Here is a 17,779-nt window from a genome sequence, read left to right on the forward strand (position 1 = left end):
GAACATCTGTGCCCGATCACTCACTTCGGGTGAAGTGCCGGGCGGGCCGATGCGTCCATGGGATACTGGGGGCATGCGTGCAGGTGAAGTCTCCGAGGTCAGTCAGGACTACCTCAAGGCCATCTGGTCGGCCCAGGAATGGGGCGGGGATCCGATGACGGCCACCGAGCTCGCGAAGCGGTTCGGAACGACGAAGGCCAATGTCACCGAGGTGCTCAAACGACTCGACGAACTCGGTCTCATCACACGCGTGCCCTACCGTCCGCCCGTGCTCACCGAGCAGGGCAAGGCGATCGCCCTGTCGATGGTGCGCAGGCACAGGCTCATCGAAACGTTCCTCGTGAAGTCGCTCGGGTACGGCTGGGACGAGGTCCACGATGAGGCCGAGATCCTCGAGCACGCCGCCTCGGATCGGCTCATCGACCGCATCGACGCGTTCCTCGGCCACCCGGCGTCCGACCCGCACGGCGATCCCATCCCGGGTGCCGATGGTGCCGTCGATACCCATACTCCGACCCTCCTCGCCGAGGCGGCCGTCGGGTCCTATGCGGTGCTGAGGGTCTCCGACGCCGATCCTGTTGTTCTGGGCAAGCTCGCCGAGGCGGGTGTGCTTCCCGATGTCGCGCTCGACGTCGTCGATCGCACCGATGACGCGGTGACCGTGGACATCGGCGGGAGGCGGGAGACGATCGCTGCCGCGCTCGCCGCGGCCGTATATCTGGATGCGGCCGCGGCGAGGTGACGGGCGGGACCGGAGTGACGGGCGGGACCGGGCTCTCGCCTTGGCCGAGCGGGGTCAGACCCTCTCGTCTTCGCCGCGCTGAGTCAGGCACTCTCGCCTTCGCCGCGTGTGCGCGGCCGCGGGAACTTCGGTTCGGCACGTAGCAGGGTCAGGCTTGTGGCCGCGTGGGCGTCGAAGCCTTCGGTGAGGAAGAGCTTCGGCCAGTCGCACCAGAGTTCTGATTCATACGGGGTGCCGGGCAGGTAAGTGCCGTGCCTGTTCTGTCGATGCCATGGGTGGGACCGGAATGCCGTCTTGGGAATGGTTCGCAGCGTTTCGAAGAGGGTCTGATAGAGCACCGGTGTGAAGCCATCACTGCGAGCGGCATCGGCCGTGCTCACCCAGCCTGGTCCGGCAATCGGAATGCCCCGTTTGATCGCCGAGCTCATCTGGGCTTTGATGCCGGCACGCTGCGGGTCGGGGGAGTGGTGGAGGAGCACCTTCGACCAGTGCAGGGCCTCCTCGGGGTCGAATCCCGGCCACTGTTCAGCGGCCCTGCGACGGTTCTCGGTGTCGTTGTGGGAATCGGCGGAGTCGTTGTCGAAGTCTGCGGACATGGCACACCGTCCTTCTCGGGCGCGCTTCGGCAGCGCTGACCCGGATCGAAGCTTGCCCGGGCTGGCTGCCCGGGCCCGTTCTTCCCCTGGGGCACCCGGTCGATGACGGGTTGCCGTGTGGCCGGCCAGGTACCGATGGCCACAACTCGCGAACGTGTTCTCAGTGTAGACGGAGGGGGTGACACGACGCTTCTGCTCACGATGCCTGCGGGGAGCAGCGGAGGAAGCTGAACAAGTCCTTCTGCAACGGCCCGTCGGCACAAAGATCAGGCGTTGCACAGGCCGGCCAGGGACCCGGGCCGGCCAGCGTCCCGGCTCGACTGCGATACGTCGGGCCGGGACGCCGGAGACTCACCTTCTCGGCAGGTTCCACCTCGGCTGGGGCTGCTGCGGTTTCTGATGCTGATTCATGAAACCGCGTTCGGCCTGCAGATGGCCCTTGTCATGGCTCTTCGCCTTCGGGTCGGTGCCCGGGATGGACGCCTGCAGCTTCTCGGTCGCCGGTTTGGAGCCGGCGATGGGCAGCTCTCCGGTGATCAACGGTGTCTGCGGGGCCGCCTCGGCGATGGGGTTCTTGTTTCCTTTGTTGTGTCGCATGGTCGATCCCTTCTTCGCATTCGTCTGATCTGATTCGCCGGCCAGTTCGGTGAACAGTCCGGTCCACTGGTCGGGGGTGAGGTCTTTGGGCAAGGTGTCTCCTCTGATGTCGTTGCGGTCCATGGTCGATTGCAGGCTGCGGTGATCGGTGATGCTCATCTTTGAGAGGATTCCTTTCATTCCTCGCCCGCGACCGGTGAAGACCGCACGGACGAACTGTTGATAATCGGATCGAGCCTTGACTGGAATCGATCCGGTGGGGCAGCGATCGATGGTGAGGATGCCGCCATCGACGCTGGGTTTCGGGGTGAACGCATCGGCAGAGACGCGGGTGATGAGGCGGAAGTCGAACCATGGGGTCCATTGCGCGGTCATCATGGTCGATCCGCCGATTCCTGCGCGTTTGCGGGCCACTTCCCATTGCGTGAGCAGAATGGCCTGCTGCCAGCGCCCGGAGCGCAGCAGCCTGCGGAGGATGGCAGTGGTGAGGTGGAACGGCAGATTGCCGACGATGACCGGCCGGTCGAGCCGAGTGGTCAGGATGTCGGCGTGCCGGACCTCGGCCCGCGGGTACGTGTCTTCAAGGTGATCCAACCTCGTTTCGTCGAGTTCGACGAGCGTGAGCTCTCGTCCGAGTCGGTAGAGCTCGGCGGTGACTGCCCCATCCCCTGGACCGATCTCCATGATCGGTCCGGAAGTGGAACGAGCCAGGCTCGCAATCGTTGAGATGGTGGTGGGTGAGCGCAGAAAGTTCTGGCCGAGTTCATGTCGTCCGCCGTGCTGTGACCGCGGGGCCGAACGCGAAAGGGACTGTCTGCGTGTCGAAAGGTGTCGTGGTGTGTGGGATCGCAATGGGATGTGCTCCAAGAATCAGATGGAGGCACCCGAGGCAGCGCAATGATGGTGAGTCAGATCGATCCGCGATGACCTGGTCGATCACTGATGATCGCAGTGGTCAGGGGATCGGACAGGGATCAGCCGATTGCCGCATCGCCCGGACGCCGAGGGCTCTCCGGGAGGACAACGCGCTTGCAGAGGTGATCAGGGTGACCGTCGTCGGTCAGCCGATCACAGAAGAATCCGTCCGGCGCGCTGTCAGGCGCTGCGGAGACGAATAAAGAAGCAAGGCGCAGTCATTGCGCTGCTGTTCAATGTTCCCATGTTGATCAAGATAGCACAGGGGGTTTTGCCGAGACCAGGGTTCGGACGAAAAACGCCCCGCCGCCTTCGCGTGGAAGCCGGCGGGGCGAGGAGCGGATCCGTTCGACATGATGTCTCGAACGCGGTCCGGCGACCGCGTGCGAGTGTTCGTGTCAGTGGGTCAGCCCATCATGGTGCGCAGGGTGATGACGCCGATCGAACCGATGGCCGCGGCGGCCGGAAGGGTGATGATCCATGCCAGCGCGATCGGCTTCATGAGCTTCCAGTTCGCCGAACGGTTGACCAGTCCGACGCCGATGATCGCACCGATGAGGATATGCGTCGACGACACCGGCAGACCACTCACCGAGGCGGCCATGACGATTCCCGCGGCAGCGAGCTCCGCGGCGAATCCGGAGGCCGGGTGGATCTCGGTGAGTTTCGTGCCGACGGTGGCGATGACCTTGCGGCCGATGAACCAGAGACCGACGATGAGTGCGATGCCGCAGGTGAGCATGGCCGCGAACGGCACGGTCGTCTCGCCGCTGATGCTGTCGGTGCGGAGCACATCGAGGACGGCGGCGAAGGGGCCGACGGCGTTGGCGATGTCGTTCGACCCGTGGCTGAAGGCGAATGCGGAGGCGGTGAACACCTGCATCCAGGAGAACAGGATGTAGGTCGCACGTGGAACAGTCTGCTTGCGCAGGGTCTTGGCGAAGACGAACACGGCCAGCCACACGGCCGCGCCGATCATCGCCATGATGAGCAGGCCGCCGACCGTGGTCACGCTCATGTCGAGGTTCTTCAGGCCCTTGAACAGCAGCATCGCAGTGATGATGACCGCGCCGCCGGCGGCGATGAGGGGAACCCACCGCTGCAGAGCCGAATGAGAGCCGACCGATCCTTCGCCGGTGGGGGCATCCTCGGTGGCGGCGTCGATCTGCGCGTCGACGGACCCCTCGGCTGCGGAGACCGGGGCGAGCATATGCGGCTTGAGCGTGTGCGACAGCGACGTCCCGAGCACGTACTTCTTGATCAGCCCGTAGATGATGAACGCGGCGAGTCCGCCGAGGGCGGGGGAGAGCACCCAGGAGATCGCGATCTGACCGACCTCGGACCACTGCACCATGGCGAGTCCGCCGGTGCCGGTGACGAAGCCGATCGTCAGAGACGCACCGATGATGCCGCCGATGATCGCATGCGTCGTCGACACCGGCCAGCCCATCCGGGTCGCCACGAGCAGCCACACTGCGGCGCCGAGGAGGGCCGCCATCATGATGAAGGCGAAGTCCATCGGATTGATCGCCACCCCGCTGAGGTCGACGATGCCGCTCTTGACCGTGTCGGTGACGTTTCCGCCGGCCAGCAGGGCGCCGCTGACCTCGAAGATCGCGGCCACGAGCAGCGCCTGCTTCATCGTCAGGGTGCCGGCGCCGACCGAGGTGCCGAAGGCGTTGGCGACATCGTTGCCGCCGATGTTGAACGCCATGAAGGCGCCGAAGATGACGGTGGTGACGAGAACCATGCGGGGAGCGTCCCGGCCCACGAAGTCGAAGGACCACAGGGTGAAGGCGATGAGGGTGATCGCCAGCAGCCCACCGAAGGCCAGATGCCAGAGGCGGTCGTTGCTGCGGCCGACGGCAGGCGGCGGAGTGTGGCGCTCCGGGGCCAGAACCTGGGTCATTCGTTCTCCTAGCGGGGTTCAGTCGATGAGGCAGTGTCTGTCTGCCTCCATGATTCGCAGGTCGAATGACCGCCAGGTTACGGCGAAGGTGAACGGACGGTGAACACCGCGTCCGAGGCTCACGAAATGCTCGTGCACAATCGGTAGGTTTCGCCGTCCGTTCACGCAATGTTCCAGGTCAGGTGCTATGTCGGCGGGCCCTTCCGGGAGGTGGTGCAGGGGTGCGCTGGGGATCGGGATTCGCTGTGTGACAATGACCACTGCAGCCCGAAACGTGGGTAAGACTGAGCCCGGATCCGCATCTGCGCGGATCCGGGCTCAAACGATGTGGGAGAAGCTCGCCGAGGCGGCCGGAATCAGTCGATGATCTCCCCGCGGATGACATCGCCGCCGCCGTCGTCGGGACGATTGCGGTGCGGGTCGGTTCTCATCTGCCGGTCGACCCTGCGCAGGCGACGGCCGAGGGCGATGAGGGCGATGCCGACGAGGATGATGAATCCGGCGAGGGTGAAGATCAGTGCGGTCACTCCGGCGCCCGGGGCGAAGAGGAAGAAACCGCCGAGGATGATGCCCAGCACCCCGATGGCGGTGAGCACCCACCAGGACCTGACACCCATCCGGCGGATGAAGAAGGACATGGTGAGGGCAAGGAAGCTGAAGAAGATGATCGCGAACCCGGTCAGGACGGTGACCATCGACGCGAACAGCATCGGGGTGAGGAAGATGAGCACGCCGAGGAGGATGAGCAGAACCGCACGTGTGACCATGCTGCCGGTGCGGCCTCCGCGCGGTGCGAAGACGAGGGAGGAGATGGCGATGACGGCGAGCCAGCAGGCGAAGATCCGCACCACCACCTCGGCGGAGGAGCCGGGCCAGACCATCATCAGCGCACCCATCACGAGGGCGATGACGCCGTTGACGATGACTGTTCTTCCAGTGCGCTTGAGGTCCATGCACCCAGCCTAGTCCTCGGGTTTGGACAGACGCTGAAGACGTCAGGCGTGCCCGAGGTGCTCCTCCTGTTCGGCAGTGCCGGATCGGTCGGCCGACTCCGATGTGGTCCGTTCCTGTTCCGGCATGTCCGAGGTCACGCGCTCCTGCTCGGGCATCAGCCCGGTGAGCTTGAGCGATTCGGACATGGCCTGGACGATGGCGTCGAGGTCGGCAGGCGCCTTCGACGTCGCGTCCGATTCGGACCCGTCGGCCGCCTCGGCGGGGGTGTCCGTCTCTGCTACCGGGGTCGTGGCCTCTGCTTTCGTGGTCGGCTTCGCTCCCGCTGCGGTGGTGGGAGGAGCGGCCGGGGTGTTGTTCTCGAGGAAGCGGAGCAGTTCGACGGGGAAGGGCAGGACCAGGGTCGAGTTCCGTTCCGCGGCGACCTCGACGATGGTCTGGAGCAGGCGCAGCTGCAGGGGCGGAGGGCGTGTGGGCCATGGCCTCGGACGCCTGGGCGAGCTTGTTCGACGCCTGCAGCTCACCGTCGGCGATGATGACGCGGGAGCGGCGTTCGCGTTCGGCTTCGGCCTGGCGCGACATGGAGCGTTTCATCGTCTCCGGCAGGGCGACGTCCTTGATCTCGACGCGGTCGATGTGGACGCCCCAGTCGACGGCGGGGCTGTCGATCATGATCGCCAGACCCTGGTTGAGGCGTTCGCGGTTGGTGAGCAGGTCATCGAGCTCGCTCTGGCCGATGATCGAGCGCAGCGAGGTCTGGGCGACCTGACCGACGGCGAGCTGATAGTCCTCGACGTCGACGACGGCCTTGCGTGGGTCGACGACCTTGAAATAGATGACGGCGTCGACGCGGACGGTGACATTGTCGCGGGTGATGCCCTCCTGGGCGGGAATCGGCATGGTCACGATCTGGAGGTTGACCTTCTCGAGTTTGTCGACGAAGGGGACGATCGCGGTCATCCCGGGCGGACGGGGCTCGGCATTGACTCTGCCGAGGCGGAAGACCACCCCACGCTCATACTGCTTGACGATCTTCAGGCTGTTTCCCAGCGTGATTGCTCCGAGGGCGACAAGTGCGGCGAGGATACTGAGCGCCAACATGTCGAATCGCCTCCTTTGACGATTGACTATCCGATCTATTCTACGCCTGTACGGCGCGGAAAGACCGGGCTCGGAGGGAACGCGGAGGCGGGGTGCTCAGGCCTCTCGGGCGAATGGGAGGGCGGCTCGCCGTGACCGCGCACCTCCTTCGTATCATGATTCGGCTCATCAGGAACGTGAACTGCCGCCCATCTCTTCAGAGATCGCCTTCGCGCATTCGGTGAGAGCCAGCGCGGCATGGCTGTCTCTGCTGTCCGGCAACATTATCGGCGTGCCCATAGTCGCCAAAGTGGCAACCAGGGAGGTGCCTGACCATATAGGGGCGGATACGGCTACGTACCCGGAGTCATTCAATGCCCGGAGCCCGATCCCGGAATCCCGCGCATCACTAATCAATGATTCCAGCTCAGCCCGGTGGTCGGTGGGAAGCATACTGAGCAATCGTGATGCTCCGATCTGATCGGCACCATAGGCCAGCCATATCTGTGCATGAGCGGAATAGAGATCGAGCTGAGTGCCGAGCGGGACCGTCAACATTATCTCGCTGGTCCGGTTCTCCTCGATGTGGATGACGACAGGGCCGTTCGAGCCATAGACGCTGAGCGCGCAAGTCAGGCCAGTCTGCCGAACCAGTTCGCTCATTTTCGGGGGTGCAACCGACATGAGGAGCTGGCGGCCGAGATGGAATGAAGAGAGCTGCGCAAGTAGTGGTCCTGCCGTGTACCTCGACCCATCGCGCTCTAGAAGTCCTGACTGTTCCATCGAACTGAGATATCGATGGGCAGTCGTCCGATTCAATTTGGTCAGTTCCGCAGTGGACTGCGCTGTGATGTGTTCGCGATGTGGACCTAAGAGGGAGAGGATCTGGGCGGTGCGTCCAACGGCTTGGATATCTGCTTGCCCGCTGTGTGGGGTTGTTTTGACCGGTATTTGCGGTCCGCGATCTCGTTGCACGAGAGGGCCCTTTCTTTGATTGCTGGATCAGAGTTCATTATGCGCACGTTTTTAGAGGTTTTTGGTGATGAAAGCCGAGAAAATTTCTGTTGACGTTTGTAATGTGAACTTCATACACTCAATGTGAACATTCTAATCAGCGCGATGAGGCGTGGAGGACACAATGGTTATGGCCGAACAACCCGCAGCGACATACGACCCCCGAGCGGACAGGCACGATGCTGCCGCGTGGAAACAGTCGCGCAATGGTCTAGTGCCGGCAGTGGTGATCGGGACCACGCTGGAATGGTATGACGTGATGATCTATGCCCAAGCAGCAGCGATCATCTTCCCTACGATCTTCTTCCCTGAGGTGGGAGCGGCAATCGGCACTATCGCCGCGTTCGCCACGTACGGTGTCGGGTACCTCGCCCGACCGCTGGGAGCCGTAGTCTTTGGTCATATCGGCGATCGTTTCGGACGAAAAGCCGCTCTTGTAAGCACTCTGCTTCTCATGGGCGGCGCGACGACGATGATCGGCATTCTCCCGACTTTCGCATCTGCGGGCCTACTCGCTCCGACGCTCCTCATGGTGTTGAGGCTGCTCCAGGGGCTAGGCGCTGGAGCTGAGTATGCCGGCGCATTCGTGATGATCGGTGAGATGGCCCCCGCGAATCGGCGCGGATACTGGTCATCAGTGCCCGGAATTGGGATCTACGCGGGCGTGGTGTTGTCTGCGCTGGTCGCCACAGCAGTCTTCTCAGCGCCCGCCGACTGGGTGGAGAGCTTCGGCTGGAGGATCCCGTTCCTCGTCAGTCTTGCGCTTGTCTTCGTCGGACTCTTCTTCCGCATGCGCATCTCGGAATCGCCGGTTTTTGAGAAGCTCGAGCATGAGAGGTCCGCTCGATCGCTGCCGTTCGCTGAGGTATTTCGGAAGACCCCTAAGCGATTGTTCCTCGCTGTGTTGCTCACCGCCCCGATCGGATGGAACTCGTACGTCAGCCTGACCTATTCCATCAGCTATGCGAAAGATATTGGCTACGACAGTGGAACGGCGATTCTCGGCACCCTGGTTGCGTCGGTTCTGGCGATCGTCCTCGTGCCGGTCACTGGTTGGCTGACGGATAAGGCTGGCCGTAAACCGATCTATATCATCGTCTCCATCCTCGGTATGGCCACGGCCTTCCCCTTCTTCTGGCTGCTTGACTCTGGTTCGGTGATCTTCCTCTACTGCGGTCACATCCTCATGGTCTTCGGGGTATACATCGTCACCGGTGCACAAGCCGCCTATCTCACCGAACTGTTCCCCGCCGAATTCCGCTACACCGGAGTGGCACTGTCTCGTGAGATCTCAACCGCCTTACTGGCCGCACCAGCGCCCGCGGCAGCTGCAGCGCTCTACCTCTGGTCAGGGGGACCATGGTGGACGGCGGGAATCATGGTCCTCAGTAGTGCCGCCTGCCTCATAGCGGTGTGGGTACTCCCTGAAACCAAGGGCATCAACATGAATTACACCGCCGCAGACCTCGATCGCGCGAAATCGCAGTGATCCATCCTCGTCATCTATCCCGATTACGAGGCACAAAGCGTCTCAGCTCAATACCTAGTCCCAAGCAAGTGGACTAGCAGAAAGGAAACCACCATGGCTGATGAGAGAGTTCTTAGGATCCTCGACGGAATAATCGACCCCCATTGCCATCCCGCTCCGTCGGCGATGCCGCGAGAGTTCGATGCCGCAACTGGAGCCCGAGACGGTTGGGATCGACTGCGGATGCGGGCGATGGTTTTCAAGTGCCACCACCACAACACGCAGATGGACGTAATCGCACAGAGGAGCCTGCTCGAGGACGTGCCGACGGAGGTCATCGGCGCTGTTGCTCTCAACTCGAGTATTGGAGGCCTGAACCTCGCCCAGGTCCAAATGTGTCTCGGGCTGGGAGGCAAGGTCGTCTATCTGCCGACAGTCTCCTCTGGCCGGCACATCGACAACCATGCCGAGTCCCACGGATTTCCCACGACTACTGTCGAAGTCACAACGAACCGCATAGAGGTAGTCGAGGCAGACGGTCGTGTAGTTCCCGAGCTTCTGCCAATCTTCGACCTCATCGCTGAGAAAGGCGCGGTTCTCAACGGTGGGCACCTTCACCCGGATGATATGGAGACGTGCTTCACTGCAGCACTCGGCCGTGGTGTCAGGAAACTTGTCATTTCACATCCCGACTTCGTCATCGGAGCTGAGCCGGAGCAGTGCCGAAAGTTCATTGACATGGGTGCCAAAGTCGAGCACGAACTCCATATGTATGACCCGGGAGCAAAGATGCGGTGGCCCCTCGAGCAACTGCTCGAATGGATCACGGTCCTCGGCGCAGAGAACACCCTGCTGGGATCTGATCTTGGGCAGAAAGGATTCCCATGGCCAGTGGACGGGTTTATCCGAGTAGCAGAGGGGCTTCTTGATCTGGGGTTGCCGGAGGACGACCTCCGGATGATCGTCCACACTAACCCGCGCACGCTGTTCGACATCGACGACTGAGGAGACCCACTATGTACGATTCATCCGATCCCCGTTCTCGTCTGACGCAGAAGACAGCCCCGCCGCTCGGGACCGAAGGCATTGCTGCCCCCGAGACGCATCTGTTCCGCGATCCAAACGCAGCAGACACATCTGTTCCCGGAACCAGGGTCTGGGCGGCTCGTGGCCAGAACTTCCTGGTCGAATACATCGAGCTAGATGCCGGATCCGAACTCGAATTCAACCGAGACCGCGGATGCGTTCTCATTGTCGAGGACGGTCCTGGAGAGATAAATGTTGCGGTCTCGAAAGAAAGCGCTGCGCTTGACGAGCGCGGAATCATCATTGTTCCGCCCGGCCCTGCGCGAGTATCAGCGAGTGAACAGAGCATCGTTGTAGCGGTCTCAGACATCATGGCCGATGGGGCGCCGCAGGCCGCCAACGCCGAGTCATATGCTCAGGCACATCCCCGCGTTGCTCGGTTGGCCGAAGACCTACCTGCCCCGAACGCACTCAAAGCCTACCCGCTCTCCGACTACCCGCCGGAAAATGGACGCTTCGGTACGATCTTCAGGACTCACACCCTCATGATCAACTTCCTCGATGATCAAATCGGGCCACGTGACCCAGAAAAGCTGTCGCCGCACCACCATGATGACTTCGAGCAAGGTTCGCTCACACTTTCCGGAGCGTGGAAGCATCACATCCGGACGCCCTGGACCACAAAGCAGAGCCAGTGGCGGGACGATGTCCATGTAGACGTAGAGGGACCGTCGCTCACGATCATCCCGCCGCCTACAGTCCACACCAGTCGGGCTGTCGGGGAGGGACTGAACCTCATGATCGACCTCTTCAGCCCACCGCGTGATGACTTCGCCGACAACGGATGGGTCGTCAATGCCGAGGACTTTCCCCGATGAGGTCGATGAAGAGCCGCCTCGGCGAAGATGTCGAGCTGGGCACATTTATCAAGTTCCCCCTCGTCGAATCGGTGGAGCTCATGGCTATCGCTGGTTTCGACCTGGTCGTCATCGATCTTGAACATTCTCCGATGTCGATTGAGTCTGCAGCACGACTATTGGCGATGGCAAAGGCGCTGGGGGTCGAATCATTGGTTCGGATTCCCTCGCACGGGTATGAGTGGGTGCAGCGAAGTCTCGATGCTGGTGCCAGCGGCGTCCTTGTGCCACACGTCGACAACGCCGAGGAGGCAGAACAGCTCGTGGCTGCAGCGCACTTTCCGCCTCGGGGCCACCGCGGTTTCGGCCCGACAACCCGCGCCGGGGGGTGGGCAGTCGACCCGGGGACTGACTATCAGCAGGAAGCAGACAACGCTGCATTGGTCGTGCAGATCGAGTCGGGTGAGGGCGTTGCCAATATCGAAGGAATCCTGGCCGCGGGAGTCGACTCTGTGTTTGTCGGTCCTGCGGATCTGTCAGTAGCGCTGGGTGCGGAGCCGGGCAGTCCTCAGCTCGCACAGGCAGGCCGAGCCGTTCTCGACGCAGCTCGCGCTAGTGGAATTCCCTGTGGAATCGCTGCAGGCACAGGCGAGCGTGCGCGGCAACTCGTTGACGAGGGCTACGACTTCACCGTCGTCGGAAACGACGCCACTATGCTCGGTGCCAGCGCCCAAGCGTTGGCGGCTGCCTTCAGACGCTGAGCGGGGCGCTCATGCCTCGCGGGCGAGCAGTCGTTTGCCGGCCGGGTAGGCGTCGAGGGCACGGGGCAGGCTGACGCGGCGGCCGGAGGCGAAGGTCGCGAGCACGCGTCCGGTGTCCGAATGCTCCTCGCCGATTCCGGCGGGTTCGAGGCCGATGCGACGCAGGGTCTGCTTGGCCACCGGCATGGGGGAGTCGAAGACGGTCAGCGCTCCGGCGCGGGCGGCCATGATCCGGTCGGCGACGAGTCCGTAGTGGGTGCAGCCGAGCACCACGGTCTCCATTCCGGGTCCCATCTGGGTGAAGGCATCCTCGATGGCGGTGTCGATCTTATTCAGGTCGGCGGCGTTGATCGCCTCGGCCAAGCCGGGGCAGGCGACCTTGGCCACGTGCAGGTCGGCGGCGAAGGAGTCGATGAGGTTCTGCTGATACTCGCTGCCCGTGGTCGCCGGGGTCGCCCAAATCGCGAAGTCCTGTCCGGTGCCGGCGGCCATCTTCACCGCAGGCACGGTGCCGATGACGGGAATGGCCGGTTCGTAGCGGGCGCGGACGGCCTCGAGGGCCTGCACCGAGGCGGTGTTGCAGGCGATGACGATGGCGTCGGGTTCCCAGTCGGCGAGCACCCCGGCCGAATGCAGGGCCCGCTGTTCGAGGGTGTCGGTGCTCAGACTGCCGTACGGAGTGAAGTCGGGGTCCATCGCGAGGACGAGATCCGCGTCGGGAGCGAGGTTGAACAGCGCGTCGGCGGTGCCGAGGAGTCCGAGTCCGGAATCGAGCAGGCCGATGCGCGTCATGAAGTCCCCCTCGGGTCGGATGTTGTCGGATCGCCGGTCTTGGCTTCGCCGGTCCTGGCTTCGTCGGTCTTTGGACTGCTGGCCTTCGGGTAGGCGAACTCCCGGATCTCCTTGAGATGGGCCTTCGTCAGGCCATGGGCGAAGTCCGGGGCGATGAGTTTGAGGCGGTTGGGCGAGTAGTGGCTGAGGAAGTACTCGCGGGTGGCCGGCCACGCCAGGTCGTCATCGATCCAGATCGCACGTCCGTGTTCGTGGGTGGCCAGCCAGTCCTCCATGGCACGGGCCTTCCACCACTGCTGCGGATCGTGAGCGAAGCGATTGTGCGTCTCATCGGGCATTTCGATGACGTCGAAGGAGTTACGCAGACCGAACTTCGGTTCGAGTTCGGACTTGCACCGCTGCGACCAGGTCGACAGCCACACGACGTCGACCTCATGGGTCTCGACGATACGGTCGAAGAATTCGACGACGGCCGGCCGGTAGTGGAGTTCGTAATGCCACGCGTGCAGCTTCTTCCGTCCCTCGGCCATGCCGCGCAGCTTGGGCACCGGGTAGGAGTTGAGGACGCCGTCGACATCGAGGAAGACGGTGACATGGCGAGCCTGCCTGCGTGCCGACACCGGCGCTGCGGATGCTGCAGCCATGATTCCTTCCCGTGAGCTCGGGCGTTCGGTCCGCTGTCGGGACCGGTCGCGCGCTATTCTGGGGGCAGATCGCGCCGCCCGCATCAGATGAACACCGTCGAGTTTACCGCCGAGAGCGTCAGGAGGCCGAGTTCATGTACCGAGAAACCCGGATCCCGCGCCTGCGAGCGAGCCTGTGGGTCTCGGTTCCCGATACGGCGGATTTCCTCGCCGAGGCGGCCGACCCGGCCCGTCGCAACCTCGCTTTCGGGCCGGACGCCGTGCATTCTCCAGCTCCCTCGCTCATCGTCCCCGACGGGTGCATGGACCTCATCGTCCTCGACGGACGGATCGTCATCGCCGGGGCCGATTCCACGGCCCGGATGTTCCACGGTTCGGTCGCACCGACGGTGGGCCTGCGCTTCGACTCCGGCGTGCTTCCGCAGCTGCTGACCACCTCCGCGGGGGAACTGGCCGACCGGGTGACGCCCCTTGACGCGGTGATCGGCGGCAGGCATGCCGGGGTCCCGAACGTCGGTGAGGGCGGGGCCGCCTCGGTGACGGGAGCTGCCCGGGTGCTGCTCGATACGGCCGGCGATCTGACGGACCGAGCATTGCTGGACCTGCGGCCGATGGCCCTGGCTCGGGCCTTGGACGTGCGCTCAAGTTCGCCTGCCCACACCGTCACCGAGGCGGCCGCGGAGTTCGCGTACTCACCGCGGCAGCTGCGCCGGCTGAGCGCGGAATGGTTCGGCTACGGACCTAAGCACCTGGCGAAGATCCTGCGTTGGCGGGCCGCGCGAGACCTCATCGATGCGGGCCGGTCGCGCACGGCGGCCGCGGCCGAGGTCGGGTATGCCGACGCCGCGCACCTGCGAAGAGACGAGCGCTCGCTCATCGGATGAGGGTGCGCTCTAGGCGTCCGTCCCACCAGCCCGCCCACCCATTTACTACCCGACGGGGGCCCAGCAACCTCGCGCAAGGTTGCTGGGCCCCCGTCGGGTAGCAATTAGGAGTTGAGGGCGGCGAAGAGGTCGACCTCGTTTCCGTCGGGATCGGAGACCACGGCGTAGCGCTGCCCCCAGAATGCGTCCCAGGGTTCGTGGACGACTCCGGCCACGGGACCGGAGTTCTCAGCGCCACGACCGGTGAGCCGGGCGAATGTCGCATCGACCGCCTCGGCGGTGGAGCAGTCGAAGGCCAAGGACATCGTGTGTCCGCCCGTCGGCCGGGTCCATTCGGGGTCGATGCCGAGCATGACCGCCTCGGTGTCGAGCAGGACCCGCAGGGACCCGGCGGTGAACTCGGTGTGCGGGGCGTCCGGGCCGCCGTCGGCGAGCTCGAGACCGAGCGCGGAGTAGAAGGTGATGGCGGCGGGCATGTCTGCGGTGATGATGGAGATCGCGTCGAGTTTCATGACTTCAGACTATGCGGACGGTTGGTGGCGCGGCTTGAACGAATCGGCCATGGTTGCGGCGCCAGTTGTCAGAGTGAAGCGGTTCGCGCCTCAGTCCAGCAGGTACGGTTCGAAGACTGCGCGCAGTTCGGGGGTAAGAGGGGACGGCTTCTGAGTCTCCCGGTCGATGTGGACGAGGACGCAGTCGTGGTCGAAGACCTGACGTCCGTCCTGGTCGCCGCGAGTGTTGACGGTGAACGAGGAGTTGCCGAGCTTCTTCACCGTCACGGTCATCTTCAGCTCGGGGCCGTACATGACGGGGATGAGGTAGTCGATGGTCTGGCGGGCGACGAGCAGCCCGCCGCCGGTGATGTGACCGGCCCGGAGCTCATGCATCCAGCGCACACGGCATTCCTCGATGAGCGTGATCATCCGTGCGTTGTTGACGTGGCCGAGCAGGTCCTGGTCCGACCAGCGCACTTCTGGTGAGAGTTCGAATGTGGCCATGACTGCCTCCGTGAGCTGATGAGGAAATGTGTCTGAACGATCGTTCCATAGTTAACCAGGTTGTGAGCGGCCACGGAAATCTCGCCCCAGTCAATGCAGAGAAGACTAAGCTGAGGAGCGAACGCAGGAGTCCGGACGCGGCAGTCTGAGCCGGAAGTGAAGGGACGGGTCGGTATGGATTCGAAGAACGCACTGGTCATCGAAGACGATGACGATATCCGCCGACTGCTCGAGGTCGTTCTGGAACAGAGCGGATACACCGTCGAATCGGTGGCGACGGGCAAGCTCGGACTCGAACGCTTCGACGAGGTCGAACGCACTCTCATCACCGTCGACCTCGGTCTGCCCGATATCGACGGTCTTGAACTCCTGCGGCAGATCCGACCCCGCACCGTGGCGACGATCGTGGTGATCAGCGCCCGGGCAACGCAGAGTGACAGCGACGCCAGCGTCGAGGCCGGTGCCGATGCCTTCCTCACCAAACCCTTCAAACCACGCGAGATCCGCGAATTCCTGCAGGCGATGGACACGGAATGAGCCGGACGCGCTGACCGCCGAGGCGGTTCAGGGGCTGTCGTCAGGTGGTACCGGCGGAATCTCGGTCCCGGCCCGGACGAGCGCCGGCCCGGACGAGCGCCGGCCCGGACGAGCGCCGGCCCGGACGAGCGCCGGCCCGGACCTCAGTGCTGGCCGCGGGTCGGCAGGTCGAGGAAACGGGCGCGGATCTCGACGATCGTATCGTCTCCGACGCGGGCCAGGCGCGGCAGTGCGGCGCGGGCGGCATCGAATTCGCGGCTCTCGACCAGCGTCGTGAAGTCTTCGGCCGCGACCTGCAGTCGGCGTGCCCCGACCATCGTCGACGCCACCCGGATGCTGGCGATCGCATCGCTGATTCCCAGCACATCCTCGGCGGCCACGGCCTGCTGCAGGTTCGCCAGACGGCGGGGCCAGATGAGGGCGAACCGGGACACGATCTCCACGGCGTATTCGTCCCTGCCTTCGAGCTCCTCGGCGAGGTCGGTGAGGCTGCTCTGGTCGAGCAGCGGAACGACCTGCAGCGCTGCCGGGGTGAAGGTCGAGGTGACGAGCACGTCGTCGGCGTTGCGCTTCGTCTTCGCCCACGAATTCCGGCCGGTGACCATGCGTGCGATCGCGCGCGGATAGTAGAAGTACGTGAAGTACACGTAGACGAGATACCCCAACCCCAGCAGCACCGAGGCGGTCCGACCGATGGGTTCGGGACCCCATCGTCGGTAGAGCGGACCCCACAGGGCGTAGGGGAGGACGACGAACACGAGCCCGGTGAGGACGATGATCCAGGTCGCGGCATCGCTGACGAAGCCGAAGAATCCCTGAGCGATCGCGACGGCGGTGACGATCGGGATGAGCAGAAGGTTGAGCATCATCAGCCACGGCTGGCTCATGAAGTAGTGGATCTCGACGAACCCGGGAAACTTCAGGACACGGCTCTTGCGCAAGGCGGGCAGATTCGACGCGCACTCCATGATCCCCTGGCCCCAGCGCGTGCGTTGGGTGAGCAGCCGGCGGAAATAGGGCAGCGCCTCCTGGGACACGTGCGCCTGCGGGAAATAGCCGTTGCGGAAGCCGCGGGTGAGGATATTGAGTCCGAGTTCGTAGTCCTCGCTGAGCTTGTTGCCCCACGGTTCCCCGTGGTCTTCGGTCAAGGCGTCGAGGACGGTCAGCCGGGTGAACTGCCCATTGCCGCCCATGCCGACGGTGCCTGTGGTCACGCGCAGCTGCTGCATCGCCGAATTCGACGTGCGGAACTCGATGTCCTGCATCCGGACGAGGAACCGCCCGAGGAGATTGAGATACCGGCCGCGGCCGGGGCGTGGCTGCTTGTCGCCGCGGTTCTTCATCCACACTTCGAGCTGGGCTGCGCCGAGGGAGTCATCGCCGAAGCCCGCCGGTCCCGAGAGCACGGCCAGAGCATTGTCGGAGAGGAACCCGTCGGCGTCGAGGACCCCGATGACCGCACGAGCACGGTCGGCAGGATCAGCACCGACGTACTCGGAAACCGAGAGGTACGCCGCATTGAGTGCCTTGCCTTTCCCCGTCCGTGCCTCGGGCAGGACCCGGGAGATGAGATGGGTCCGGTCGTCGACGTCAATGATGTCGGTGACGATGGCTGCGGTGGAGTCTTCGCTGGCGTCGTCGATGACCCAGATGTGCGCGGTGGGGAAGGACGTCCGTGCGGCCGAGACCGTCTCGGCGATGACGGATTCCTCATCACGGCAGGGGATGAGGAAATGCCAGGTGAAGTCCGTCGGGTCACCGGGGTCGACGGCCTTCTGCCGGACATAGGCGATGAGCAGCAGGCTGACGTAGGCCAGTGAGAGAGAGGCCGTGATCGTGATGGTGATGAGTGCGATGTCGAACCACCAGTACTCGCCGAGGCGGCCGAAGGATCCGGAGAAGCAGAAGATGTAGGCCGCAAGCACTCCGTAGACGAGGGACAGAACCACCGCGAGCGGTCCGATCTGCCTCGTCGAGGAGCGGCTGTCGTGTCCGGTCACGGTCGGGT

At 63.9% G+C, this 17,779-nt stretch carries 17 protein-coding genes, 3 pseudogenes and 1 riboswitch; of the genes and pseudogenes, 7 read left to right on the forward strand and 13 right to left on the reverse strand.

The window, feature by feature from the left end:
• The first annotated feature begins 73 nt into the window (after positions 1 to 73).
• Positions 74 to 742, forward strand: a complete 669-nt coding sequence (locus QYM46_RS02125; RefSeq protein ID WP_432790652.1) for a metal-dependent transcriptional regulator — start codon at positions 74 to 76, stop codon at positions 740 to 742.
• 83 nt (positions 743 to 825) lie between these two features.
• Here the strand turns inward: QYM46_RS02125 and QYM46_RS02130 are convergent, their stop codons facing one another.
• From QYM46_RS02130 to QYM46_RS02165, 8 genes and pseudogenes are all read right to left on the reverse strand, one after another.
• On the reverse strand, positions 826 to 1,338 hold the full coding sequence (locus tag QYM46_RS02130; protein ID WP_432790653.1) for a hypothetical protein: 513 nt from the start codon (positions 1,336 to 1,338) through the stop codon (positions 826 to 828).
• 43 nt (positions 1,339 to 1,381) lie between these two features.
• A riboswitch (SAM riboswitch) is annotated at positions 1,382 to 1,492 on the reverse strand.
• Between the two features lie 494 nt (positions 1,493 to 1,986).
• A pseudogene (gene erm / locus QYM46_RS02135) lies at positions 1,987 to 2,682 on the reverse strand (23S ribosomal RNA methyltransferase Erm); the annotation flags it as partial.
• Positions 2,683 to 3,256: 574 nt separating this feature from the next.
• Positions 3,257 to 4,759 (reverse strand): inorganic phosphate transporter, encoded by a 1,503-nt coding sequence (locus QYM46_RS02140; RefSeq protein WP_432790655.1) that lies wholly within the window; start codon positions 4,757 to 4,759, stop codon positions 3,257 to 3,259.
• 356 nt (positions 4,760 to 5,115) lie between these two features.
• A complete protein-coding gene (locus tag QYM46_RS02145) occupies positions 5,116 to 5,712 on the reverse strand; it encodes an HdeD family acid-resistance protein (protein WP_432790657.1) in 597 nt (198 codons plus the stop codon).
• Between the two features lie 42 nt (positions 5,713 to 5,754).
• Complete coding sequence (locus tag QYM46_RS02150; protein ID WP_432790659.1) at positions 5,755 to 6,234, reverse strand: hypothetical protein; 480 nt, start codon at positions 6,232 to 6,234, stop codon at positions 5,755 to 5,757.
• Between the two features lie 55 nt (positions 6,235 to 6,289).
• Positions 6,290 to 6,811 (reverse strand): annotated as a pseudogene (locus QYM46_RS02155) (SPFH domain-containing protein); the annotation flags it as partial.
• A gap of 168 nt (positions 6,812 to 6,979) precedes the next feature.
• Positions 6,980 to 7,453, reverse strand: a complete 474-nt coding sequence (locus QYM46_RS02160; RefSeq protein WP_432791706.1) for an IclR family transcriptional regulator domain-containing protein — start codon at positions 7,451 to 7,453, stop codon at positions 6,980 to 6,982.
• Between the two features lie 147 nt (positions 7,454 to 7,600).
• Positions 7,601 to 7,765, reverse strand: a pseudogene (locus tag QYM46_RS02165) (hypothetical protein); the annotation flags it as partial.
• Between the two features lie 169 nt (positions 7,766 to 7,934).
• Here QYM46_RS02165 and QYM46_RS02170 point away from each other — a divergent pair.
• From QYM46_RS02170 to QYM46_RS02185, 4 genes are all read left to right on the forward strand, one after another.
• Complete coding sequence (locus QYM46_RS02170) at positions 7,935 to 9,293, forward strand: MFS transporter (RefSeq protein ID WP_432790660.1); 1,359 nt, start codon at positions 7,935 to 7,937, stop codon at positions 9,291 to 9,293.
• A 93-nt stretch (positions 9,294 to 9,386) separates the two neighbouring features.
• Positions 9,387 to 10,277, forward strand: coding sequence for a DUF6282 family protein (locus QYM46_RS02175; RefSeq protein ID WP_432790662.1), 891 nt, complete (start codon positions 9,387 to 9,389; stop codon positions 10,275 to 10,277).
• Between the two features lie 11 nt (positions 10,278 to 10,288).
• Entirely contained in the window at positions 10,289 to 11,176 is an 888-nt protein-coding gene (locus QYM46_RS02180; protein ID WP_432790663.1) for a hypothetical protein, read from the forward strand.
• Complete coding sequence (locus tag QYM46_RS02185; RefSeq protein ID WP_432790665.1) at positions 11,173 to 11,916, forward strand: HpcH/HpaI aldolase family protein; 744 nt, start codon at positions 11,173 to 11,175, stop codon at positions 11,914 to 11,916. The genes QYM46_RS02180 and QYM46_RS02185 overlap by 4 nt, the downstream gene beginning before the upstream one ends.
• A gap of 9 nt (positions 11,917 to 11,925) precedes the next feature.
• On the opposite strand, the gene QYM46_RS02190 is transcribed toward QYM46_RS02185, so the two are convergent.
• Both QYM46_RS02190 and QYM46_RS02195 read right to left on the reverse strand, forming a co-directional pair.
• Positions 11,926 to 12,708, reverse strand: a complete 783-nt coding sequence (locus QYM46_RS02190) for a glutamate racemase (RefSeq protein ID WP_169251148.1) — start codon at positions 12,706 to 12,708, stop codon at positions 11,926 to 11,928.
• The gene (locus QYM46_RS02195) at positions 12,705 to 13,352 is read right to left on the reverse strand and encodes an HAD domain-containing protein (RefSeq protein ID WP_432790667.1); all 648 of its coding nucleotides are present in this window, start codon (positions 13,350 to 13,352) and stop codon (positions 12,705 to 12,707) included. The genes QYM46_RS02190 and QYM46_RS02195 overlap by 4 nt, the downstream gene beginning before the upstream one ends.
• Positions 13,353 to 13,486: 134 nt before the next feature.
• On the opposite strand from QYM46_RS02195, the gene QYM46_RS02200 reads away from it, so the two are divergent.
• On the forward strand, positions 13,487 to 14,236 hold the full coding sequence (locus tag QYM46_RS02200; protein WP_432790669.1) for a helix-turn-helix domain-containing protein: 750 nt from the start codon (positions 13,487 to 13,489) through the stop codon (positions 14,234 to 14,236).
• A gap of 104 nt (positions 14,237 to 14,340) precedes the next feature.
• Here QYM46_RS02200 and QYM46_RS02205 read toward each other — a convergent pair whose 3' ends face one another.
• Positions 14,341 to 14,748, reverse strand: coding sequence for a VOC family protein (locus QYM46_RS02205; RefSeq protein ID WP_432790671.1), 408 nt, complete (start codon positions 14,746 to 14,748; stop codon positions 14,341 to 14,343).
• 90 nt (positions 14,749 to 14,838) lie between these two features.
• The gene (locus QYM46_RS02210; RefSeq protein ID WP_432790672.1) at positions 14,839 to 15,234 is read right to left on the reverse strand and encodes an acyl-CoA thioesterase; all 396 of its coding nucleotides are present in this window, start codon (positions 15,232 to 15,234) and stop codon (positions 14,839 to 14,841) included.
• Between the two features lie 174 nt (positions 15,235 to 15,408).
• Between QYM46_RS02210 and QYM46_RS02215 the strand changes: the two genes are divergently transcribed.
• The gene (locus QYM46_RS02215; protein ID WP_169251155.1) at positions 15,409 to 15,771 is read left to right on the forward strand and encodes a response regulator transcription factor; all 363 of its coding nucleotides are present in this window, start codon (positions 15,409 to 15,411) and stop codon (positions 15,769 to 15,771) included.
• A gap of 143 nt (positions 15,772 to 15,914) precedes the next feature.
• On the opposite strand, the gene QYM46_RS02220 is transcribed toward QYM46_RS02215, so the two are convergent.
• On the reverse strand, positions 15,915 to 17,771 hold the full coding sequence (locus QYM46_RS02220; RefSeq protein WP_432790674.1) for a glycosyltransferase: 1,857 nt from the start codon (positions 17,769 to 17,771) through the stop codon (positions 15,915 to 15,917).
• Positions 17,772 to 17,779: the final 8 nt, after the last annotated feature.

The sequence above is a fragment of the Brevibacterium sp. K11IcPPYGO002 genome (assembly GCF_050920635.1).
Classification (GTDB): domain Bacteria; phylum Actinomycetota; class Actinomycetes; order Actinomycetales; family Brevibacteriaceae; genus Brevibacterium.

What these genes read in the sequence shown, in the direction of transcription:
- QYM46_RS02125 (WP_432790652.1), top strand. Translation starts at nt 74, where the DNA reads ATGCGTGCAGGTGAAGTCTCCGAGGTCAGTCAGGACTACCTCAAGGCC.
- QYM46_RS02130 (WP_432790653.1), bottom strand. Translation starts at nt 1,338, where the DNA reads ATGTCCGCAGACTTCGACAACGACTCCGCCGATTCCCACAACGACACC.
- QYM46_RS02140 (WP_432790655.1), bottom strand. Translation starts at nt 4,759, where the DNA reads ATGACCCAGGTTCTGGCCCCGGAGCGCCACACTCCGCCGCCTGCCGTC.
- QYM46_RS02145 (WP_432790657.1), bottom strand. Translation starts at nt 5,712, where the DNA reads ATGGACCTCAAGCGCACTGGAAGAACAGTCATCGTCAACGGCGTCATC.
- QYM46_RS02160 (WP_432791706.1), bottom strand. Translation starts at nt 7,453, where the DNA reads ATGAGCGAACTGGTTCGGCAGACTGGCCTGACTTGCGCGCTCAGCGTC.
- QYM46_RS02170 (WP_432790660.1), top strand. Translation starts at nt 7,935, where the DNA reads ATGGCCGAACAACCCGCAGCGACATACGACCCCCGAGCGGACAGGCAC.
- QYM46_RS02175 (WP_432790662.1), top strand. Translation starts at nt 9,387, where the DNA reads ATGGCTGATGAGAGAGTTCTTAGGATCCTCGACGGAATAATCGACCCC.
- QYM46_RS02180 (WP_432790663.1), top strand. Translation starts at nt 10,289, where the DNA reads ATGTACGATTCATCCGATCCCCGTTCTCGTCTGACGCAGAAGACAGCC.
- QYM46_RS02185 (WP_432790665.1), top strand. Translation starts at nt 11,173, where the DNA reads ATGAGGTCGATGAAGAGCCGCCTCGGCGAAGATGTCGAGCTGGGCACA.
- QYM46_RS02190 (WP_169251148.1), bottom strand. Translation starts at nt 12,708, where the DNA reads ATGACGCGCATCGGCCTGCTCGATTCCGGACTCGGACTCCTCGGCACC.
- QYM46_RS02195 (WP_432790667.1), bottom strand. Translation starts at nt 13,352, where the DNA reads ATGGCTGCAGCATCCGCAGCGCCGGTGTCGGCACGCAGGCAGGCTCGC.
- QYM46_RS02200 (WP_432790669.1), top strand. Translation starts at nt 13,487, where the DNA reads ATGTACCGAGAAACCCGGATCCCGCGCCTGCGAGCGAGCCTGTGGGTC.
- QYM46_RS02205 (WP_432790671.1), bottom strand. Translation starts at nt 14,748, where the DNA reads ATGAAACTCGACGCGATCTCCATCATCACCGCAGACATGCCCGCCGCC.
- QYM46_RS02210 (WP_432790672.1), bottom strand. Translation starts at nt 15,234, where the DNA reads ATGGCCACATTCGAACTCTCACCAGAAGTGCGCTGGTCGGACCAGGAC.
- QYM46_RS02215 (WP_169251155.1), top strand. Translation starts at nt 15,409, where the DNA reads ATGGATTCGAAGAACGCACTGGTCATCGAAGACGATGACGATATCCGC.